At 63.7% G+C, this 16,745-nt stretch carries 17 protein-coding genes; 13 read left to right on the top strand and 4 right to left on the bottom strand.

Going from position 1 to position 16,745, the window contains the following annotated elements; all coding sequences use genetic code 11:
* Positions 1-8: 8 nt before the first annotated feature.
* The 7 genes from ACLIMP_RS02360 (at position 9) to ACLIMP_RS02330 (ending at position 6,699) form a co-directional block, all read left to right on the top strand.
* On the top strand, positions 9-890 hold the full coding sequence (locus tag ACLIMP_RS02360; protein ID WP_420719891.1) for an aldose 1-epimerase family protein: 882 nt from the start codon (positions 9-11) through the stop codon (positions 888-890).
* 16 nt (positions 891-906) lie between these two features.
* On the top strand, positions 907-1,656 hold the full coding sequence (locus ACLIMP_RS02355) for an SDR family NAD(P)-dependent oxidoreductase (RefSeq protein WP_324697297.1): 750 nt from the start codon (positions 907-909) through the stop codon (positions 1,654-1,656).
* A gap of 244 nt (positions 1,657-1,900) precedes the next feature.
* Entirely contained in the window at positions 1,901-3,436 is a 1,536-nt protein-coding gene (locus ACLIMP_RS02350) for a peptide chain release factor 3 (RefSeq protein WP_185998410.1), read from the top strand.
* Positions 3,437-3,563: 127 nt separating this feature from the next.
* Positions 3,564-4,268, top strand: a complete 705-nt coding sequence (locus ACLIMP_RS02345; protein ID WP_185998411.1) for an endonuclease/exonuclease/phosphatase family protein — start codon at positions 3,564-3,566, stop codon at positions 4,266-4,268.
* Between the two features lie 151 nt (positions 4,269-4,419).
* Positions 4,420-4,758, top strand: coding sequence for a P-II family nitrogen regulator (locus tag ACLIMP_RS02340; RefSeq protein WP_054442177.1), 339 nt, complete (start codon positions 4,420-4,422; stop codon positions 4,756-4,758).
* A gap of 29 nt (positions 4,759-4,787) precedes the next feature.
* A complete protein-coding gene (locus ACLIMP_RS02335) occupies positions 4,788-6,134 on the top strand; it encodes an ammonium transporter (RefSeq protein WP_054442178.1) in 1,347 nt (448 codons plus the stop codon).
* A gap of 226 nt (positions 6,135-6,360) precedes the next feature.
* Positions 6,361-6,699 (top strand): P-II family nitrogen regulator, encoded by a 339-nt coding sequence (locus ACLIMP_RS02330; RefSeq protein WP_054442179.1) that lies wholly within the window; start codon positions 6,361-6,363, stop codon positions 6,697-6,699.
* Between the two features lie 21 nt (positions 6,700-6,720).
* Here the strand turns inward: ACLIMP_RS02330 and ACLIMP_RS02325 are convergent, their stop codons facing one another.
* Complete coding sequence (locus ACLIMP_RS02325) at positions 6,721-7,149, bottom strand: protein tyrosine phosphatase family protein (RefSeq protein ID WP_185998412.1); 429 nt, start codon at positions 7,147-7,149, stop codon at positions 6,721-6,723.
* A 302-nt stretch (positions 7,150-7,451) separates the two neighbouring features.
* Between ACLIMP_RS02325 and ACLIMP_RS02320 the strand changes: the two genes are divergently transcribed.
* From ACLIMP_RS02320 to queC, 6 genes are all read left to right on the top strand, one after another.
* Positions 7,452-8,222 carry a cold-shock protein gene (locus ACLIMP_RS02320; protein ID WP_132468654.1) on the top strand — a complete coding sequence of 257 codons (771 nt, stop codon included), beginning with the start codon at positions 7,452-7,454 and terminating at the stop codon, positions 8,220-8,222.
* Positions 8,223-8,369: 147 nt separating this feature from the next.
* A complete protein-coding gene (locus ACLIMP_RS02315) occupies positions 8,370-9,560 on the top strand; it encodes an aspartate aminotransferase family protein (protein ID WP_324697290.1) in 1,191 nt (396 codons plus the stop codon).
* A gap of 2 nt (positions 9,561-9,562) precedes the next feature.
* Positions 9,563-10,486, top strand: a complete 924-nt coding sequence (gene argF / locus ACLIMP_RS02310; protein ID WP_443478022.1) for an ornithine carbamoyltransferase — start codon at positions 9,563-9,565, stop codon at positions 10,484-10,486.
* Positions 10,483-11,391, top strand: a complete 909-nt coding sequence (gene hslO / locus ACLIMP_RS02305; RefSeq protein WP_324697286.1) for an Hsp33 family molecular chaperone HslO — start codon at positions 10,483-10,485, stop codon at positions 11,389-11,391. Before argF ends, hslO begins: the two co-directional genes overlap by 4 nt.
* Before the next feature lie 228 nt (positions 11,392-11,619).
* On the top strand, positions 11,620-11,937 hold the full coding sequence (locus tag ACLIMP_RS02300; RefSeq protein WP_082370637.1) for a DUF3617 domain-containing protein: 318 nt from the start codon (positions 11,620-11,622) through the stop codon (positions 11,935-11,937).
* A 52-nt stretch (positions 11,938-11,989) separates the two neighbouring features.
* Positions 11,990-12,685 (top strand): 7-cyano-7-deazaguanine synthase QueC, encoded by a 696-nt coding sequence (gene queC / locus ACLIMP_RS02295; RefSeq protein WP_324697283.1) that lies wholly within the window; start codon positions 11,990-11,992, stop codon positions 12,683-12,685.
* 169 nt (positions 12,686-12,854) lie between these two features.
* On the opposite strand, the gene ACLIMP_RS02290 is transcribed toward queC, so the two are convergent.
* From ACLIMP_RS02290 to ACLIMP_RS02280, 3 genes are all read right to left on the bottom strand, one after another.
* Positions 12,855-13,874 carry an OmpA family protein gene (locus ACLIMP_RS02290; protein ID WP_132468655.1) on the bottom strand — a complete coding sequence of 340 codons (1,020 nt, stop codon included), beginning with the start codon at positions 13,872-13,874 and terminating at the stop codon, positions 12,855-12,857.
* Between the two features lie 191 nt (positions 13,875-14,065).
* Positions 14,066-14,524, bottom strand: a complete 459-nt coding sequence (locus ACLIMP_RS02285; RefSeq protein WP_324697281.1) for a DUF2793 domain-containing protein — start codon at positions 14,522-14,524, stop codon at positions 14,066-14,068.
* A 16-nt stretch (positions 14,525-14,540) separates the two neighbouring features.
* Positions 14,541-16,736 (bottom strand): phage tail protein, encoded by a 2,196-nt coding sequence (locus tag ACLIMP_RS02280; protein ID WP_324697279.1) that lies wholly within the window; start codon positions 16,734-16,736, stop codon positions 14,541-14,543.
* Positions 16,737-16,745 lie beyond the last annotated feature (9 nt).

Genomic DNA, 16,745 nt, shown 5'->3' with positions numbered 1-16,745 from the left:
TGACCGACATGGAATTCGTGACCATTTCTTCCGGCGAACTCACCGCGCGGATCACCCCGTTCGGGGCCGAACTCTGGTCTCTGACCGACCGCTTCGGCCGGGAATACATGACAGACGCCGATCCGGCGTTCTGGACCGGACATGCGCCGATCCTGTTCCCGATCGTCGGCGCGCTGAACGGTAATCGCTATCGCCTCGATGGCCGCGAATACGAACTGCCCAAGCACGGCTTCGCGCGCCATTCGTTGTTCGACGTGGTCGAAACCGCGGCCGATCGCGCCGTCTTCCGCCTCCGCGACAGTGCGGAAACCCGCAAGGTCTATCCTTTCGCCTTCGCGCTGGATCTGGAATTCCGCCTCGAAGGCATGTGCCTGCACACCACGGCGACGGTGATCAACGCCGGAGACGGGGCCATGCCGTTCAGCTTCGGCTATCACCCCGCTTTCGCCTGGCCGCTGCCGGGCGGCGCCGCCAAGGCCGATCACACGATCGCTTTCGAGCAAGCGGAGCCCCAGCCGATCCGCCGCATCGACCTGCCGACCGGTCTCGTCCAGCCCGAACCCGTCGCCACTCCGGTCGAGGGGCATCTGCTCATGCCCGAAGCCGCGCAGTTCGAGACCGATGCCCTGATCTGGGATCGGCTTGCCAGTCGCTCGCTCACGTTCGGCACGCCGGGCGGTACACAGCTTGCCGTCGCTTTCCCGGATATGCCGATGCTGGGCATCTGGCAGAAGCCGGGCGCGAACTATCTTTGCATCGAGCCCTGGCAGGGCATGGCCGACCCGCTGGGTTATTCCGGCGATTTCCGCGCCAAGCCCGGCGTGCTTTCGCTCGAACCCGGCATGAGCCGGAGCTTCCGCATGGACGTCAGCGTCCTGACCGCCGACTGAAGGAGACCTATTTCCGATGAAGACCGCACTCGTAACCGGGGCTACCTCCGGCATCGGCGAAGCCTGTGCCCGCGCATTCGTGACGGCGGGCTGGCGTGTGATCGGCACCGGTCGCCGGACCGAGCGTCTGGACGCGCTGAAGGCCGAACTGGGCGCGGACAAGTTCCACGCCGCCATTTTCGACGTGCGCGATGAAGCGGCGCGCGATGCTGCTCTTGCCGCCCTGCCTGCCGAGTTCGCCGGGATCGACTGTCTCGTCAACAATGCCGGCCTCGCGCTCGGCACCGAACCGGCGCAGAGCGCATCGCTCGAAAGCTGGAAGACGATGATCGATACCAACGTCACCGCGCTGGTTTCGCTCACTCACAAGCTTCTGCCCGCGCTGGTTGCGCGCAAGGGCGCGATCGTCAACTTGTCCTCGGTGGCGGCGACTTACCCTTACACGGGCGGCAACGTCTATGGCGGCACCAAGGCCTTCGTGCACCAGTTCTCGCTGGGCCTGCGTTCCGACCTCGCGGGAACGGGCGTGCGCGTGACCTCGATCGAGCCGGGCATGGTGGAGACCGAGTTCACCCTCGTGCGGACCGGCGGCAACCAGCAGGCTTCGGACAACCTCTATGGCGGCGCGAATCCGATGACGGCCGAGGATATCGCCGGAACCGTGCTCTGGGTGGCGACCCTGCCGCCGCATCTCAACATCAACACGCTGGAACTGATGCCGGTCAGCCAGTCCTTCGCCGGCTTCCAGGTCGCGCGCGAGGGCTGACTTCCTCCACTTTCGTCATTGCGAGGAGGCGAAGCCGACGCGGCAATCCAGAGCGGCGTAACGCGCCCTGGATTGCTTCGCTACGCTCGCAATGACGAAGGTTAGGTGCAGGGGCCGAGTACAGGGCCGGGTACAGGGGCCGAGCGCGGGCCAGGAAACGGTCCACTCCGCAGGCCGTAGTGAGGGGGGCTCCCCCTTTTTTCCGCCCTTTCCATCTGGCCCCGCGCCCACTAATAGCGCGCCGATGAGCAATGTTCCCCACCAGTCCCGGCGCACTTTCGCGATCATCTCGCACCCTGACGCCGGTAAGACCACCCTGACCGAGAAGCTGCTGCTGCAAGGCGGTGCCATCCATCTGGCAGGACAGGTCAAGGCACGCGGCGCCGCGCGGCGCGCGCGGTCTGACTGGATGAAGATCGAGCAGCAGCGCGGCATCTCCGTGACCAGCTCGGTCATGACGTTCGAGCGGGACGGGATCACTTTCAACCTGCTCGACACGCCGGGCCACGAGGACTTCTCGGAAGACACCTACCGCACGCTCACCGCAGTCGATTCGGCGATCATGGTGATCGACGCGGCCAAGGGTATCGAACCGCAGACCCGCAAGCTCTTCGAGGTCTGCCGCCTGCGTTCGGTGCCGATCATCACCTTCATCAACAAGGTCGACCGCGAAGGCCGCGCCTGCTTCGACCTGATGGACGAAGTGGCGGACATGCTGGCGCTGGACGTCTGCCCGATGTCCTGGCCTGTCGGCATGGGCGGCCTGTTCGAGGGTATCCTCGACATCGCCAGCGGCAAGATCAGCCGCCCCGAAGGGCCGAGCAAGGAATTCCTCGGCAAGGTCGACGAAGGCGCGGCGCTTCCCGATGCCGTCGCCGAGGAGCTGGAACTGGCGCAGGCCGGCTATCCCGAATTCGATGTGGAGGCCTATCGGGGCGGCGACCTTACGCCGGTCTACTTCGGCTCGGCGCTCAAGAACTTCGGCGTTACCGAACTGATCGACGCGATCGAGAAGTTCGCGCCCCCGCCGCGGCCGCAGCCTTCGAACGAAGGCACGATCGAGCCGGACAACAAGGAAGTCACCGGCTTCATCTTCAAGGTCCAGGCCAACATGGACCCGATGCACCGTGACCGCATCGCTTTCATGCGTCTGGTCTCGGGCACCTTCAAGCGCGGCATGAAGCTGACGCCCTCGGGCCTCGGCAAGCCGATCGCGGTCCATTCGCCGATCCTGTTCTTCGCGCAGGACCGCGAGATCGCGGACAATGCCGAGCCGGGCGATATCATCGGCATTCCCAATCACGGCACCCTGCGCGTGGGCGATACCCTCTCCGAAAAGAACCAGGTTCGCTTTATCGGCCTGCCGAACTTCGCGCCGGAAATCCTGCGCCGCGTCGCGCTGAAGGATCCGACCAAGACCAAGCAGCTCCGCAAGGCGCTCGACGACCTTTCGGAAGAAGGCGTGATTCAGGTCTTCTACCCGGAAATCGGCTCGCAGTGGATCGTCGGCGTGGTCGGCCAGCTTCAGCTCGATGTGCTGATCAGCCGCCTCGAAGCCGAGTACAAGGTGGAAGCCGTGCTCGAAGCTTCCCCGTTCGACACGGCCCGCTGGATCAAGGGCGACGAAAAGACGCTGCGCGACTTCGGCGAAATCAACAAGATGAACCTCGCGAAGGACCGTGACGGCGATCCCGTGTTCATGGCCCGCTCGGCGTGGGACGTGAACTATCAGCAGGAACGCAACCCGGACATGACCTTCAGCGCCACGAAGGAACGCTGAAACCTTTCGTCGTCCCGTCTCCGCAGCCTGCGCTTTCGCGCGTGCGGGCAAGTCCGGGACGACGGACAGGGAACCTCATGCTATTCCGGCGGATTGCTACGCTATCCCATTCGCCGGAAGTCCTTCGTTGCAGATCAAGTTCGCCAGCTACAACATCCACAAGGCCGTCGGGCTTGACCGGCGGCGCGATCCCGAGCGCATCCTCACGGTGCTGCGCGAGATCGATGCCGACATCGTGGCGCTGCAGGAAGTGGATCGCCGGTTTGGCCGCCGGATGAGCGCGCTGCCGCTGGAGGTGATTCACGGGGCAACCGATTATGTCCCGGTGCCCCTGTCGATGAAGCCGGACAGCCTGGGCTGGCACGGCAATGCCCTGCTTGTGCGCAAGGGCATCGAACTGCTCGAAGCCAAGCCCGTGGCCCTGCCGGTTCTCGAGCCGCGCGGCGCGATCCGTGCGGATCTTTCGGTTCAGGGGCGGAAGGTTCGGGTGGTCGGCATGCACCTCGACCTGTCCGGTCTGCGCCGACGGTTGCAGGTGCGAAGCGTGCTGTCCCATGTCGGCGCCTGCGATGAACATGTGCCGACCGTGATGATGGGCGATCTGAATGAATGGTCCAGCCACGGCGGCTGTTTCCGAGAGTTTCATGCCCCCTGGCAGGTGCTGGTACCGGGTCGGAGCTTTCCTTCCCGCAGGCCTCTGGCAAGGCTGGATCGCATCATCGTATCCGAACAGTGGCGGATTCTGGGAACAAACGTTCACCACAGCCCCCTTGCGGCGATAGGATCTGACCACCTGCCGGTCTTTGCGTCGCTTGAGTTGCCTAAAAAATAGGCAACTGCTCAGGAATCGAGCGATACGTCATGCTGCACTTGCGTTGAACGGAGCGATCAGGCCCTTGAATCCCGTCGTTTGGTAAATTGGCACGGCCTTTGCATTCACTGTTTGGAGCCGGCGCGGGGCCGGTGACAAACAGGGGATAGGCATGAAGTTCATCATAGCCATCATCAAGCCCTTCAAACTCGACGAAGTGCGAGAAGCGCTGGGCGCGATCGGTGTCGCCGGGATGACCGTTTCCGAAGTGAAGGGCTTCGGGCGCCAGAAGGGTCAGACGGAAATCTATCGTGGGGCCGAGTATTCGACCAACATGCTCCCCAAGGTGAAGATCGAAGTGGCAGCGCCCGACGATCTGGCGCCGAAGATCGTGGAAACGATCCAGCAGGTCGCCAGCACCGAAGCCATTGGCGACGGCAAGATCTTCGTCCTCGACCTGGCCTCGGCCGTGCGCATCCGCACCGGCGAATCCGGCGATACCGCGCTTTGACCGGCGCTTCCGACAGGAGGGAAACCACGATGAACCGCAAAATTCTTTGCGGCGCCGGCGCTCTTGGTGCGTCGCTGTTCGCCGCCATGCCTGCATGGGCGCAGGAAGCCGCTGCCGCGGCCGCGCCCGTCCCCAATCCCGGTAACAATGCCTGGATGATGACCTCGACCATCCTGGTCCTGCTCATGATCCTGCCCGGCCTCATGCTGTTCTACGGCGGCCTCACCCGCTCGAAGAACATGCTTTCGACGATGACGCAGATCGGCGCGGCCGCTGCGCTCGCGATGCTGATCTGGGTCATGTACGGCTACGGCCTCGCTTTCGGTCCGGAAGGCAATGCCTTCATCGCCTGGGGCAAGTTCTTCCTCGCCGGCGTCACGCCTGACAGCACGGCGGCGACCTTCACCAGCGAAGTCATCAGCGAATACGTCTTCATCAGCTTCCAGATGACCTTCGCCGCGATCACCGTCGCGCTGGTCCTCGGTTCGACCGTCGAACGCATCAAGTTCTCGGCCGTGATGGTATTTGCGGTCGTCTGGCTGACGATCACCTACTTCCCGATCGCGCACATGGTCTGGGCAGCGGGCGGCTTCCTGTTCGAAGGCAAGATGTTCGGCACCGAACTCCCTGCCGCTCTCGACTTCGCCGGCGGTACCGTCGTTCACATCAATGCCGGTGTTTCGGCGCTCGTCGCGGCACTGATCCTCGGCAAGCGCAAGGGCTATCCCAACGAGCCGATGCCCCCGCACTCGCTGACGCTGACGATGGTCGGCACCGGCCTGCTGTGGGTGGGCTGGTTCGGCTTCAACGCCGGTTCGGCTCTCGAAGCCAATGGCTCGGCCGCCCTTGCCATGATCAACACTTTCGTCGCCACCGCATCTGCGGGCCTGTTCTGGATGCTCGCAGAGCGTCTCAGCGGCCACAAGGGTTCGGCTCTCGGCTTCTGCTCGGGCATCGTGGCGGGTCTCGTCGCCGTTACCCCGGCAGCGGGCAACTCGGGCCCGTTCGGAGCGATCGTCCTGGGCGCCGTCGCTTCGATCATCTGCTTCTTCGCGGTCAGCAAGCTCAAGCCCGCTCTCGGCTATGACGACGCCCTCGACGCCTTCGGTGTCCACGGGATCGGCGGCATCGTCGGCGCCATCGGCACCGGCATCGTCTATGCGCCTTCGCTGGGTGGACCCGGCGGCGCCGACTTCTCGATGGGTTCGCAGGTCGCAACGCAGATCATCGCGGTTCTCGTCGCAATCGTCTGGGCCACCATCGGCACCGTCATCTCGATCTACGTTGCCAAGGCAGTCACCGGCCTGCGCGTCGCTCCGGAAGTCGAGCAGGAAGGCCTCGACATCGGCGAACATGGCGAGCGTGCCTACAACTAAGTTTCAAATCTCCTAGAGCTTGGCGGCGGCGGATACTTCTTCCTCTCCTTACATCCGTTGCCGCCTCCCGGTGTTCCTCCTGCGAACACAAACTCAAGGGCCGGAGCCAGCCGCTCCGGCCCATTTTTCATTCTTTTTATTGTCGCGGATTTGCCCAGATTTGTCTTTGTCGCGATGCCGACAATGTGTGATGTTCTGCCCACAGCCTTCCACCGGGAGATCGGGCGTGAAGTACATCATCGCGATCATCAAGCCGTTCAAGTTCACGGAAGTAAGGGATGCCCTCTCGGCCGCCGGCGTTTCAGGGCTAACGGTTTCTGAGGTAAGCGGCTTCGGTCGGCAGAAAGGTCAGACCGAAATCTACCGGGGGGCGGAATATGCCTCGAGCATGCTTCCGAAGCTGAAGCTGGAAATCGCGGTTTCCGACGCTTTTGCGGTCACGGTGATCGAGATCGTCAAAGCAGCCGCAAGCACCGACGAAATCGGTGACGGCAAGATCTTCGTTTTCGATCTGGCAGACGTGCTGCGAATCCGGACCGGCGAACAGGGCGACATCGCGCTCTGAACACCGGAAACCGGCGTCGGATCACTTCCCGGCGGAAAGCATGTCGATGAGTTGGCGAATCGGGGAAACGTCGTAACCCGCTGCCGCAGCCTTGGAGGCAATCACGGCAGGGCTGTCGCCTGCCTTGGCGCGGGCAAGCGCCCAAAGCAGAGTCGAGCGCGTACCCGAACGGCAGTAGGCCAGAACCGGACCTTCCGCAGTATCGAGCGCATCGGCCATGGCATCGACCTGAGCCTGGCTGAAGCCGCCGTGGCCCACGGGAATCGCGACATAATCGATCCCGGCCGCAGCGGCTTCGGCGGCGATGACGTCCCCTGCGACCTGGTCTTCGCTTTCGCCCTCGGGACGGTTGTTGATGATCCGCACGATCCCCAGAGCTTTCGCCTCGGCGATGGCATCCGTTCCGATTTGCGGGCTCGCGAACACGGTCTCGGTGATCTGGCGGAACATGGGCGCGATTCTCCGGTGTCGAATGGTGTTTGTGGGCACCGGTTCGGCCTGAAATGAGCGCTCGTCAAGCTCCCAATTCCGACGAAAAGCAAGGTGGAATGCACGGAAAACGCGATATTTCGTCCCTGGCGCGGGAGAATGGGACGTAAATGTGTTCGCCATGTGGCAGAACCTCGTGTATGACTCCGGCCTGCAGGTAAAGGTCCGGGGCTTTTCTCGGCTGTTTGCCTGACGGTCGGCGCGGTTCGTCCACGTGTCCGGGTGTATGCTTTTTGGGGCGCAGCGAAGGTACGTTCGTAAACATGGGTTTTGACAGAGGTCGTCGCGGAAGGGGACGCGACAAGCGCGATAGCTTCGGGGAGAACGAGTTCGATCCGTTCTTTGCCGGGCAAGATCGCTTCGGTGGCGGTGACCGCTTCGGTGGCGGCGATCGTTTCGGCGGTGGCGGTGATCGCGGCGGTTTCGGCGGCGGTGATCGCTTCGGCGGCGGCGGCGGCGGTGATCGCGGCGGCTTCGGCGGCGGCAACCGTGGCGGTGGCTTCGGCGGTGGTCCGCGCGGCGGCGGCGGCGGTGGCGGTATGCCCGCTCAGGTCGTCGGCCAGGGTCGCGGCGTCGTGAAGTTCTTCAACGGAGCGAAGGGTTTCGGCTTCATCCAGCGCGATGAGGGCGGCGAAGATGTGTTCGTTCACATCAGCGCTGTCGAGCGTGCCGGCCTTGAAGGCCTGGCCGAAGGCCAGCAGCTCGAATTCCAGCTCGTCGATCGTGGCGGCAAGATTTCGGCCAGCGAACTCGTCGTCGTCGGCGACGTGATTCCGGTCGCCAAGCGCGAGCCTGCACCGCAGCGTCAGCTGACCGGTGAAAAGGCCAGCGGCACGGTCAAGTTCTTCAACTCCATGAAGGGCTTCGGCTTCATCACCCGTGATGATGGCCAGCCGGACGCATTCGTTCACATCAGCGCAGTTGAGCGTTCGGGCCTTGGCGGTCTGAACGAAGGCGATCGCGTGGAGTTCGACATCGAGGTCGATCGACGAGGCAAGTACTCGGCGGTCAACCTGGCGCCGCTCCAGGGCTGATCCTGCCTGCAACGCCCCCGGTGTTTGACCGGGGGACTGCAAACACCTAAAAGCGCGCAAATGGCGGTCCGGTTAGGGCCGCCATTTGTCGTTTCCGATTCACGTTTTCACGTTCACGTCACTGATTCGTTATCGAGGAATTCCATCATGTCGATCACTCCGCTGATGCCCGTGTATCCCCGGTGCGGCGTTCGGCCCGTTCGCGGCGAGCATTGTCACCTCATCAGTGAAGACGGTCGCCGATTCCTCGATTTTGCAAGCGGGATAGCGGTCAACCTGCTGGGTCATTCGCATGAAGGCCTGATCGGTGCGGTCCAGAAGCAGGCCGAGACGCTCATGCACGTTTCGAACCTTTACGGTAGCCCCCAGGGCGAAGCGATTGCCACCCGCCTGACCGAACTGACCTTCGCCGATACGGTGTTCTTCACCAACTCGGGCGCCGAAGCGGTCGAATGCGCTATCAAGACTGCGCGTGCTTATCATCAGCACGTCGGCAACGATCACAAGTTCGAGTTGATCACGTTCAAGAATGCCTTCCACGGCCGGACGATGGCGACGATCAGCGCGTCCAATCAGGACAAGATGCACAAGGGCTTCCTGCCACTGCTGCCCGGTTTCAAATATGTCGAGTTCGACGATCTGGAAGCCGCAAAGGCCGCTATCGGCCCGAATACCGCAGGCTTCCTGGTTGAGCCGATTCAGGGCGAAGGCGGCATCCGCATCGCTTCGGACGAATTCCTCCAGGGCCTGCGCGCACTTTGCGATGAGCATGACCTGATGCTGGTGTTCGATGAAGTTCAGAGCGGCGTCGGTCGTGCCGGTACGCTCTACGCCTACGAGCAGTACGGGATCGTGCCCGATATCATGTCGACCGCGAAGGGCATCGGCGGCGGCTTCCCCGTCGGCGCCTGCCTTGCCACCGAAAAGGCCGCGCGCGGGATGGTATTCGGAACGCATGGTTCGACTTATGGCGGTAATCCTTTCGCCATGGCAGCGATCGGTGCGGTGCTCGACGTCGTGGCCGATGAGGCATTCCTTGCCGATGTGCGCGCAAAGGGCGAGCGACTGCGTTCGCGGCTCGAACAGTTCATCGGCAACTATCCCGATCTGTTCGATTCGGTGCATGGCCGCGGCCTGTTCATCGGCATGAAGCTGAAGATGGAGCCGCGGGCTTTCGTTGCCCATATGCGTGACAACCATCAGGTGCTCACCGTTTCGGCCGGTGACAATGTGGTCCGCGTTCTGCCGCCGCTCGTCATCGACGACAGCCATATCGACGAATTCATGGAGAAGCTGTCCGCCGCGGCGGCGAGCTACCAGCCCCAAGAGGTCGCCTGAAGATGCGGGATTTCCTCAATCTGAGTGATGCCGGTGGGCCTGCGCTCGCCGCGCTGATCAACGATGCGATCGACCGGAAGTCCGCGCGCAAGGCCTGGCCGAAAGGCCAGGTCGACGCCGATGCTCCGCTTGCGGGCCATGTGCTTGCCATGATCTTCGAGAAGAACTCGACCCGCACGCGCGTCTCGTTCGACATGGCGATGCGTCAGCTCGGCGGCAGTGCGCTCATTCTCGAAGCGGGCAGCACCCAGATCGGTCGCGGCGAGACGATCGCCGATACCGCCCGCGTGCTCAGCCGGATGGTCGATGCGATCATGATCCGTACCGACGATCACGCCAAGATCGAGGAACTGGCGCACTATGCCGAGGTTCCGGTTATCAACGGGCTGACGGATCTTTCCCACCCCTGCCAGATCGTTGCCGACTTGCTGACGATCGTCGAGGGCGGCTTTGCGCTTCCGGGGCTCCAGCTGGCCTGGCTTGGCGATGGCAACAACGTTGCCAACTCGCTGATCGAGGCGGCAGGGCTGATGAAATTCACGATCCGCATCGGCGGCCCTGCGGGCTACGAGCCGGATACTGAATTCATCGCGCGCGCTCGTGCGGCGGGCGGCGAGGTCATTCTGACGCAGAACCCGGCCGAAGCGGTTGCAGGTGCCCAGGTCGTGGTTACCGATACCTGGGTGTCGATGGGGCAGCCGGGCGGCGAGAAGCATGTTGCAGCCATGCAGCCCTATCAGGTCAATCAGGCGCTGATGGCGGCTGCGAATCCGGGCGCCATGTTCCTCCACTGTCTTCCCGCCCACCGCGGCGAGGAAGTGACGGATGACGTGATCGACAGCACTCAGTCCGCAGTATGGGACGAGGCCGAAAACCGCATCCATGGACAGAAGTCCGTGCTGCTGTGGGCGCTTGGCAAGCTGTGAGCGACGATCTTCTCCCTCGGGACGACGATACCGGCTTCGATCGGGTGCTGGCGTTCACCGTGCCTTCGCGCCATGCGCGCGGTCGTGTGGTGCGCCTTGGCCCTGTGCTGGAAACGGTACTCTCGGCCCATAGCTACCCCAAGGCGGTCAAGCACGTCCTGGCCGAAGCATTGGTGCTGACGGCCTTGATGGGGTCGCTTCTGAAGGAGGAGGGCGCTCAGCTGACCTTCCAGGCGCAAGCCGAAGGCGGAGCTGTGGATCTGCTCGTTTGCGACTATCGGGGCGGCGAACTTCGCGGTTATCTGCGACATGACCCGGTTCTGGCCGAGAAGCTGGAAGAGGACTGCTCGCTCGAAACGATCTTCGGCAAGGGCTATCTTGCGATCACCTTCGATCTGGACGTCTCGAACGAGCGCTACCAGGGCGTGGTGCCGCTTGAAGGCGCATCGCTTGCCGAAGCCTGCCAGAGCTATTTCGCCCAGTCCGAGCAGGTTCCGACGGTGATCCGCATTGCCGTCCGTTCCAATGGCCCGCGATGCGTTGCGGGGGGCCTGCTCGTCCAGCATTTCCCGGATGGCGAGGAAGGCAAGGAGCGCCTTCACGTCAAGGAACAGCACCCCGATTGGGAGCATGTCTCGATCATGGCGGGCAGCGTTCAGGCGGGCGAACTGGTCGATCCGGTGCTCAATCTGGAGCAGCTCGTCTGGCGCCTGTTCCATGAAGAGGATGTTATCCGGGTGGAGCCGCTGGCGCCGTTGACGCGGGGCTGCCGATGCTCGGTGGAATATTATCAGAATATCCTTGGACGGTTTCCCGAGACCGAGCGGGCGGATATGCGCGATGAAACCGGTATGGTTCCGGTAGATTGCGCGTTCTGTTCGAAGATATTGCACGTCCCTGTCTGAACATATCGGGCCGTTGCGGACCTGTCGGCGCGGGGGATGCTTGTCTTGCCGGTCGGGAGTACCGATATGGGGCGGATGACCACGGGTAAAGCACGAGGTCTTGCGCCAACGCGCGCGAGGGGCCGCAAATTCGACTGGACGAAACGCAGGGCAGCGACGGTAGCAGTGGCAGCCGGGGCATTGCTGCTGCTTGGATCGGGCGCGCAAGGGCAGAAGCGATCGCTTGCGATGCTTGACCAGCTGGAGCCGGGCTCCTGGGAACTGCGTGAGCACGGCGAGAGCAGCGTCACGCGCAACCTTTGCATCGGAAATGGCAGGCAACTGATTCAGCTCAGGCATCAGGGGATTCCTTGCCGCGCGGTCGTGGTCGAGGACACGGCGAACGAAGTCGTCGTCCAGTATACCTGTCGCGGGCAGGGCTATGGCCGAACGCGGGTTCGGCGCGAGACCAATGGGCTGATCCAGATCGACAGTCAGGGGATCGTCAGCGGACTTCCCTTCGTTGTCACCGCTGAGGGACGGCGGACCGGTTCCTGCCGGAACTGACGCTGCCGGCTGGTGGTTGTCATCGCTTCGGCGAAGGCTTAGCGAAAGAACCATGCAGGATACTTCAACGCTTTCAGGCCGCAAGGCGGTCGTCCTTCTCTCAGGAGGACTGGATTCGATGGTTTCGGCGGGGCTCGCACGAGAGGCGGGCTATTCCATCAATGCGCTGACGATCGACTATAACCAGCGTCATCGGTGCGAAATCGATGCCGCCGGCAAGATCGCCGCTTTCCTTGGCGCCGAACGTCATGTCGTGCTTCCGCTCGACTTGCGCCAGTTCGGCGGGTCTGCGCTGACGGACGATATCGAGGTGCCGAAGGATGGCGTCGGTCCCGGTGTTCCGGTGACGTATGTTCCCGCGCGCAACCTCGTTTTCCTGTCGCTTACGCTGGCTTGGGCCGAGGCAATCGGGGCTTCCGATATATTCATCGGCGTGAACGCGCTGGACTATTCGGGCTATCCCGACTGCCGTCCCGAATTCATCTCGGCGTTCGAGAACATCGCGACCCTGGCGACCAAGGAAGGCGACGAGGGCACGAAGTTCAGCATTCACGCGCCGCTGCAGTTCCTCGGCAAGGCGGATATCGCCCGCGAGGCGGATCGCCTTGGGCTGGATGCCGGCATGAGCTGGTCGTGCTACGATCCGCAGCCGGATGGCCGCGCCTGCGGAGAGTGTGACAGCTGCCGCCTGCGAAAGAGCGGCTTTGCCGATGCGGGGCTGATCGACCCTACGCCTTACGCCGCCTGATCTTTTTCAGAGCTGAAATTACGAACGCTCCGCCTGACCCGCGGGGCGTTTTCGTTTGTGCGGCCGGCCCACGGATGCCCGGGCTGCCGGGAACATGCTGGTGCAAGTTCCATAAGAAAAGGGGGCCGGATTGCTCCGACCCCCTGATCTGTAACCGTTGCCGGTTCGCTTACATGCCCGAACCCGGACCGTAAGTGATTTCGACGCGGCGGTTCTGCAGCTCGCGCACGCCGTCAGCAGTCGGAACGCGCGGGTTAGCTTCACCGAACGCCTGGCTCGAGATCGAGCCGTCCGGAATGCCGTGGCTGGTCAGATACGCGCGGGTAGCGTCGTTACGACGAGCCGACAGGCCGAGGTTGTACTTTTCGGTACCCGAACGGTCGGTGTAACCGGCCAGCATGATCGGAACGCTGTTGCAGTTGCCATAGGCACTGATCGCGCTGTCGAGAATGGTGGCGGCTTCCGGCGTGATGTCCGACTTATCCCAGTCGAAGAACACGATGTACGGACCCTTGTTGCATTCCACAACCGGCGGCGGAGGCGGCGGCGGGGGAGGCGGCGGGGGCGGCGGGGGCGGCGGCGGGGGCGGCGGCGGAGCTGCCGGTTCGCCGAAGTTGTACGCCAGGGTGCCCATGAGCGAGTGCGAACGCCAGCGGGTGCTGACCGACGAACCGTCCACGTCGACGAGGTCGACATTGGCGACGTTCATGAAGCGATACTTCAGGCCCACGTCCCAGTGGCTGCTGATCGGAGCGCGAACGCCCGCGATAGCCTGCCATGCGAAGCCGGTGTCGGAATCGTCGATGAAGTCGGCATCGACGCGAGCGACGCCCGCACCACCGCCGACGAAGCCCTGGAGGCCGTCATCGGGACCGAAATCGAGCAGGCCGTTGACCATGAACGACAGGTTGCTGGCGTCACCGCCGAAGGACTTGACCGGAGCCTGGCGATAGCTGGCTTCGGTTTCAAGACGGAACGGACCGAAGTCGTAACCGAGAACGGCGCCGCCGTCGAAGCCGGTCTTGAAGTCGGCAGTTGCGGCGTTGCTGACGCCGTCGACCTTAAGATCAGCGTCTTCGACGATCATGCCGCCGAAGTCGAGTTCAAGATACCACGACTTGTCACGCGCAAGCGCGGGCGTGGCGATAGCTGTCGAAGCCAGCGCCAGACCAAGGACGAGTTTCCTCATACGTTTCCCCTACTAAGAGATTTGGAGCCACCGAGTGCGTCGAGTGTCTACCCCCTCAGCATTGCGTGTGCAAGCGCACATTGAAAGCGACTGTTGCAAGAATGTCGCGATTTCGGAGGGTTGGTGCCGCCTCGTGACCCCATTTATTGGAAATCGACTGCACTGTTCCTACCCCTGTTCAATGTGCCGCGTCATGCTGACGGGAAGATACCCAAGGCTTGCAGGGCAGCAACCAGTTGACCGATCACCGCCCGAGCCTGAACATCAACTGTCGATCCGCCAAGTGGTTCCACGGGAAGGGAAGCTTTTCTCCATGAGCCCCAAAATAGTTGCTCCTGCCGGGTCGACAGATCGAAGACGCGCATTCCGTGCCGTGGTTTCACGAACATCCAGTTTCCGCCCTGAAATGTGGCAAGCGTGCCCGCCTGCCCGTTCCAGGCCCCGCTCGCTTCCATGCCGACCAGCCAGCATTCTCCCTCCGAGGGGGAGGGAGGCGGGAGATCGGTTTCGCCCTCGATCGCGGGGTGCAGTAGCATGTCGCAGCGGGCCAGGGCTTCGTTGACGAAGACCTCTTTCTGGGACTGGCCGGCATAGAGAAACGGCAGCGAGAAACGCGCGCTGGCGCTGTCGAAAGTGATGGTATCGCTCATGCTGGGCTCCTTGGGATCAGTTCAGCGAAAGGACGGGAAGGGGTTCGGAAAGGGCGTGGGTTCCCTGCTGCCTCACGCGCAGCCATTCGCCGGGGGCTCCTGCGGACAGGCGTGCCACGAGGTCGGGGGCGAGATCGATCGAAGGGGCGGCAAGGGTCCACGTGGCCAGCGGGCTCCCGATCGCACCGAACGTCACGAGATAGCTCTCCGTCTGTTCGACCAGGGGCACGTCGAGCCCGTCCTGCCATGTCCAGTTGCCCCGTGCGCGGCGTGTCCACGCCGCGCGCAAGGTGCCGTCCGCCAGTCTTGTGACACGAGGGTGGACCGGTGCCAGCGGGCGCAATGTGATGCCTTCAAGGCGGATCGGGACGGCGACCGGCTCGGGATCTCCGCGCCCTGCCGCCACGATCCGGCGTTCGCTCCCGGTTCCGACGATGGCCGGATCGAGCGCGACGGCCTTGCGGTCGAGCAGGACGAACGGTTCGCCGGGCAGGTGCGTGCCGATTGCGGTTTCCGTTCCGCCCCTTCCGCGCAGAAAACCGGTGAGCCGCCAGGTGCCGCCGCCAAGCGGCAGGGCGCCGGCGAACTGGATGATTTCGTCACCCACGAGGGCAAGGTTGGCGCCTTCCGCGAGCTGGCGTAGCGATGCCGATGCCAATTGCAGGTCCGCCCCTGTCAGGCGAACCTCCAGGGTGGAGGCGCGATCGAACAGCAGCGCGCTTGCCGGTGGAAGCGCCGTCGAGGCCGTGCCGACGATCGAGCGCATCCGGCCGCTGGGGCCGAGCGGCAGCAGGCCCCCGTCGCCGCGGTCGGCAAAGAGCGCCGCACCGCTCCAGTTTGCAGTGGAGGAGGACAGTGCGGCAATGGGCCGGGCGCTGTCTGGCGTGCCCGTCGCGGCATCGTAGGGAAGTTCGAGCGCCACGAGCGCGGTCTGGCCGGGGGGGAGATCCGGCTGGGGGTTTATCCGTCCCGGGTCGGTTGCAAGCCGTGGCGGAGCGTCTGCTCCGGTCGGCACGCGGCGGGTGGCGGAAATCTCGATGCCGCTGTCTCGCCACTCCCATGCCTCTACGCGCCACAGGCCGGGAAGGCCGGGAAACGTCACCGAGGCACCGGGCGCGACATCGCAGTCGAGTTCGCTGGTCCGCCAGGAAATGCGGTCCCTGCTCCAGTCGATCCTTCTGCGGATGCGTTCGATCAGGCTGCGGGCGGTGGCGGCATCGAGCGCGGCCGGAAGTTCCAGCGCGCGGGGTTCTCCGGCAATGGCGCGGCCGGTGGCATGTTGCACGCCGGGCAGATAGTCGCGGTCGCGGTCGAAATAGCGCAGCACCGACAGCGGCTGTTCGCCGGGGGCGGCACGGCTGCGGGAAAAACCCGTCGCGGCGCCGAAATCGCCGTCCTGGGCGGATATCGCGGCTTCGGTGAGGGCGATCGGGCTCGTCTGCAGCCGTTCCCTGGCAATCACCAGACGGTCCCGCCCGGCATCGGTGCAGAGCGGCTCGACCTGGTCTATGACCTGCAGGATATCCGCCAGAGACCCGTCACAGCTCAGCCCGCCGAAGCTTTCGAGCGGGACTGCCGCGTCGATATCCTCCACCAGATCGCCGATCACCCCGGAGAGATCGAAGCGTTCGTCGGCGATGACCTCGAAAGTCAGCGCGGGGATGTGGTTGTAATATTCCGAAAGGTCGAGATCCTCGAACACCACGTAGGCCAGATCGCGGTGAGCGGGGCAAAGGGCTTCACCCTCTGCCGCAAGGATCAGCGGATCGCAGGCCTGATCGCCGTGCCCGGTATGGATGCGCAGCGTACCGCCGACCTTGAGGTCGCCTTCCGCGCCGCGCAGCAGTCTGCCATCGGCCCAGATGCGGCCGAGGGCCAGGATCGGGCGGCTGGAGAGTGCCACGGCAAAGCTGGCCGAATAGCTGTAGGTCGTGACGGAGGGAGCGCCCTTGCCGCCGCCCAGCGTTTCGCTGTGCTCGGTGAGTTCCGCCGCCCAGATCATCTGGCCGGCAACGCGCATCCGGCCGAAATGACGGGGGAGGGGCTGGCCGTAGCTGGAAGTGGTCACTTCCAGTTCCTTGAGCCTTGCACCCTGCCGGTTGGGAGATCCGAAGATCGCGGCATCGAACTGACTGCCTACGAGCGAACCGATCGCACCGCCGACCGGGCCGCCCAGCGCCGTGCCTACCGTGCTGAAAACGAGCGTTGCCATGTCTTGTCC

It is taken from the genome of Novosphingobium aeonii, from assembly GCF_052279045.1.
GTDB lineage: Bacteria > Pseudomonadota > Alphaproteobacteria > Sphingomonadales > Sphingomonadaceae > Novosphingobium.
This window is presented reverse-complemented; position numbering and strand designations above follow the sequence as displayed.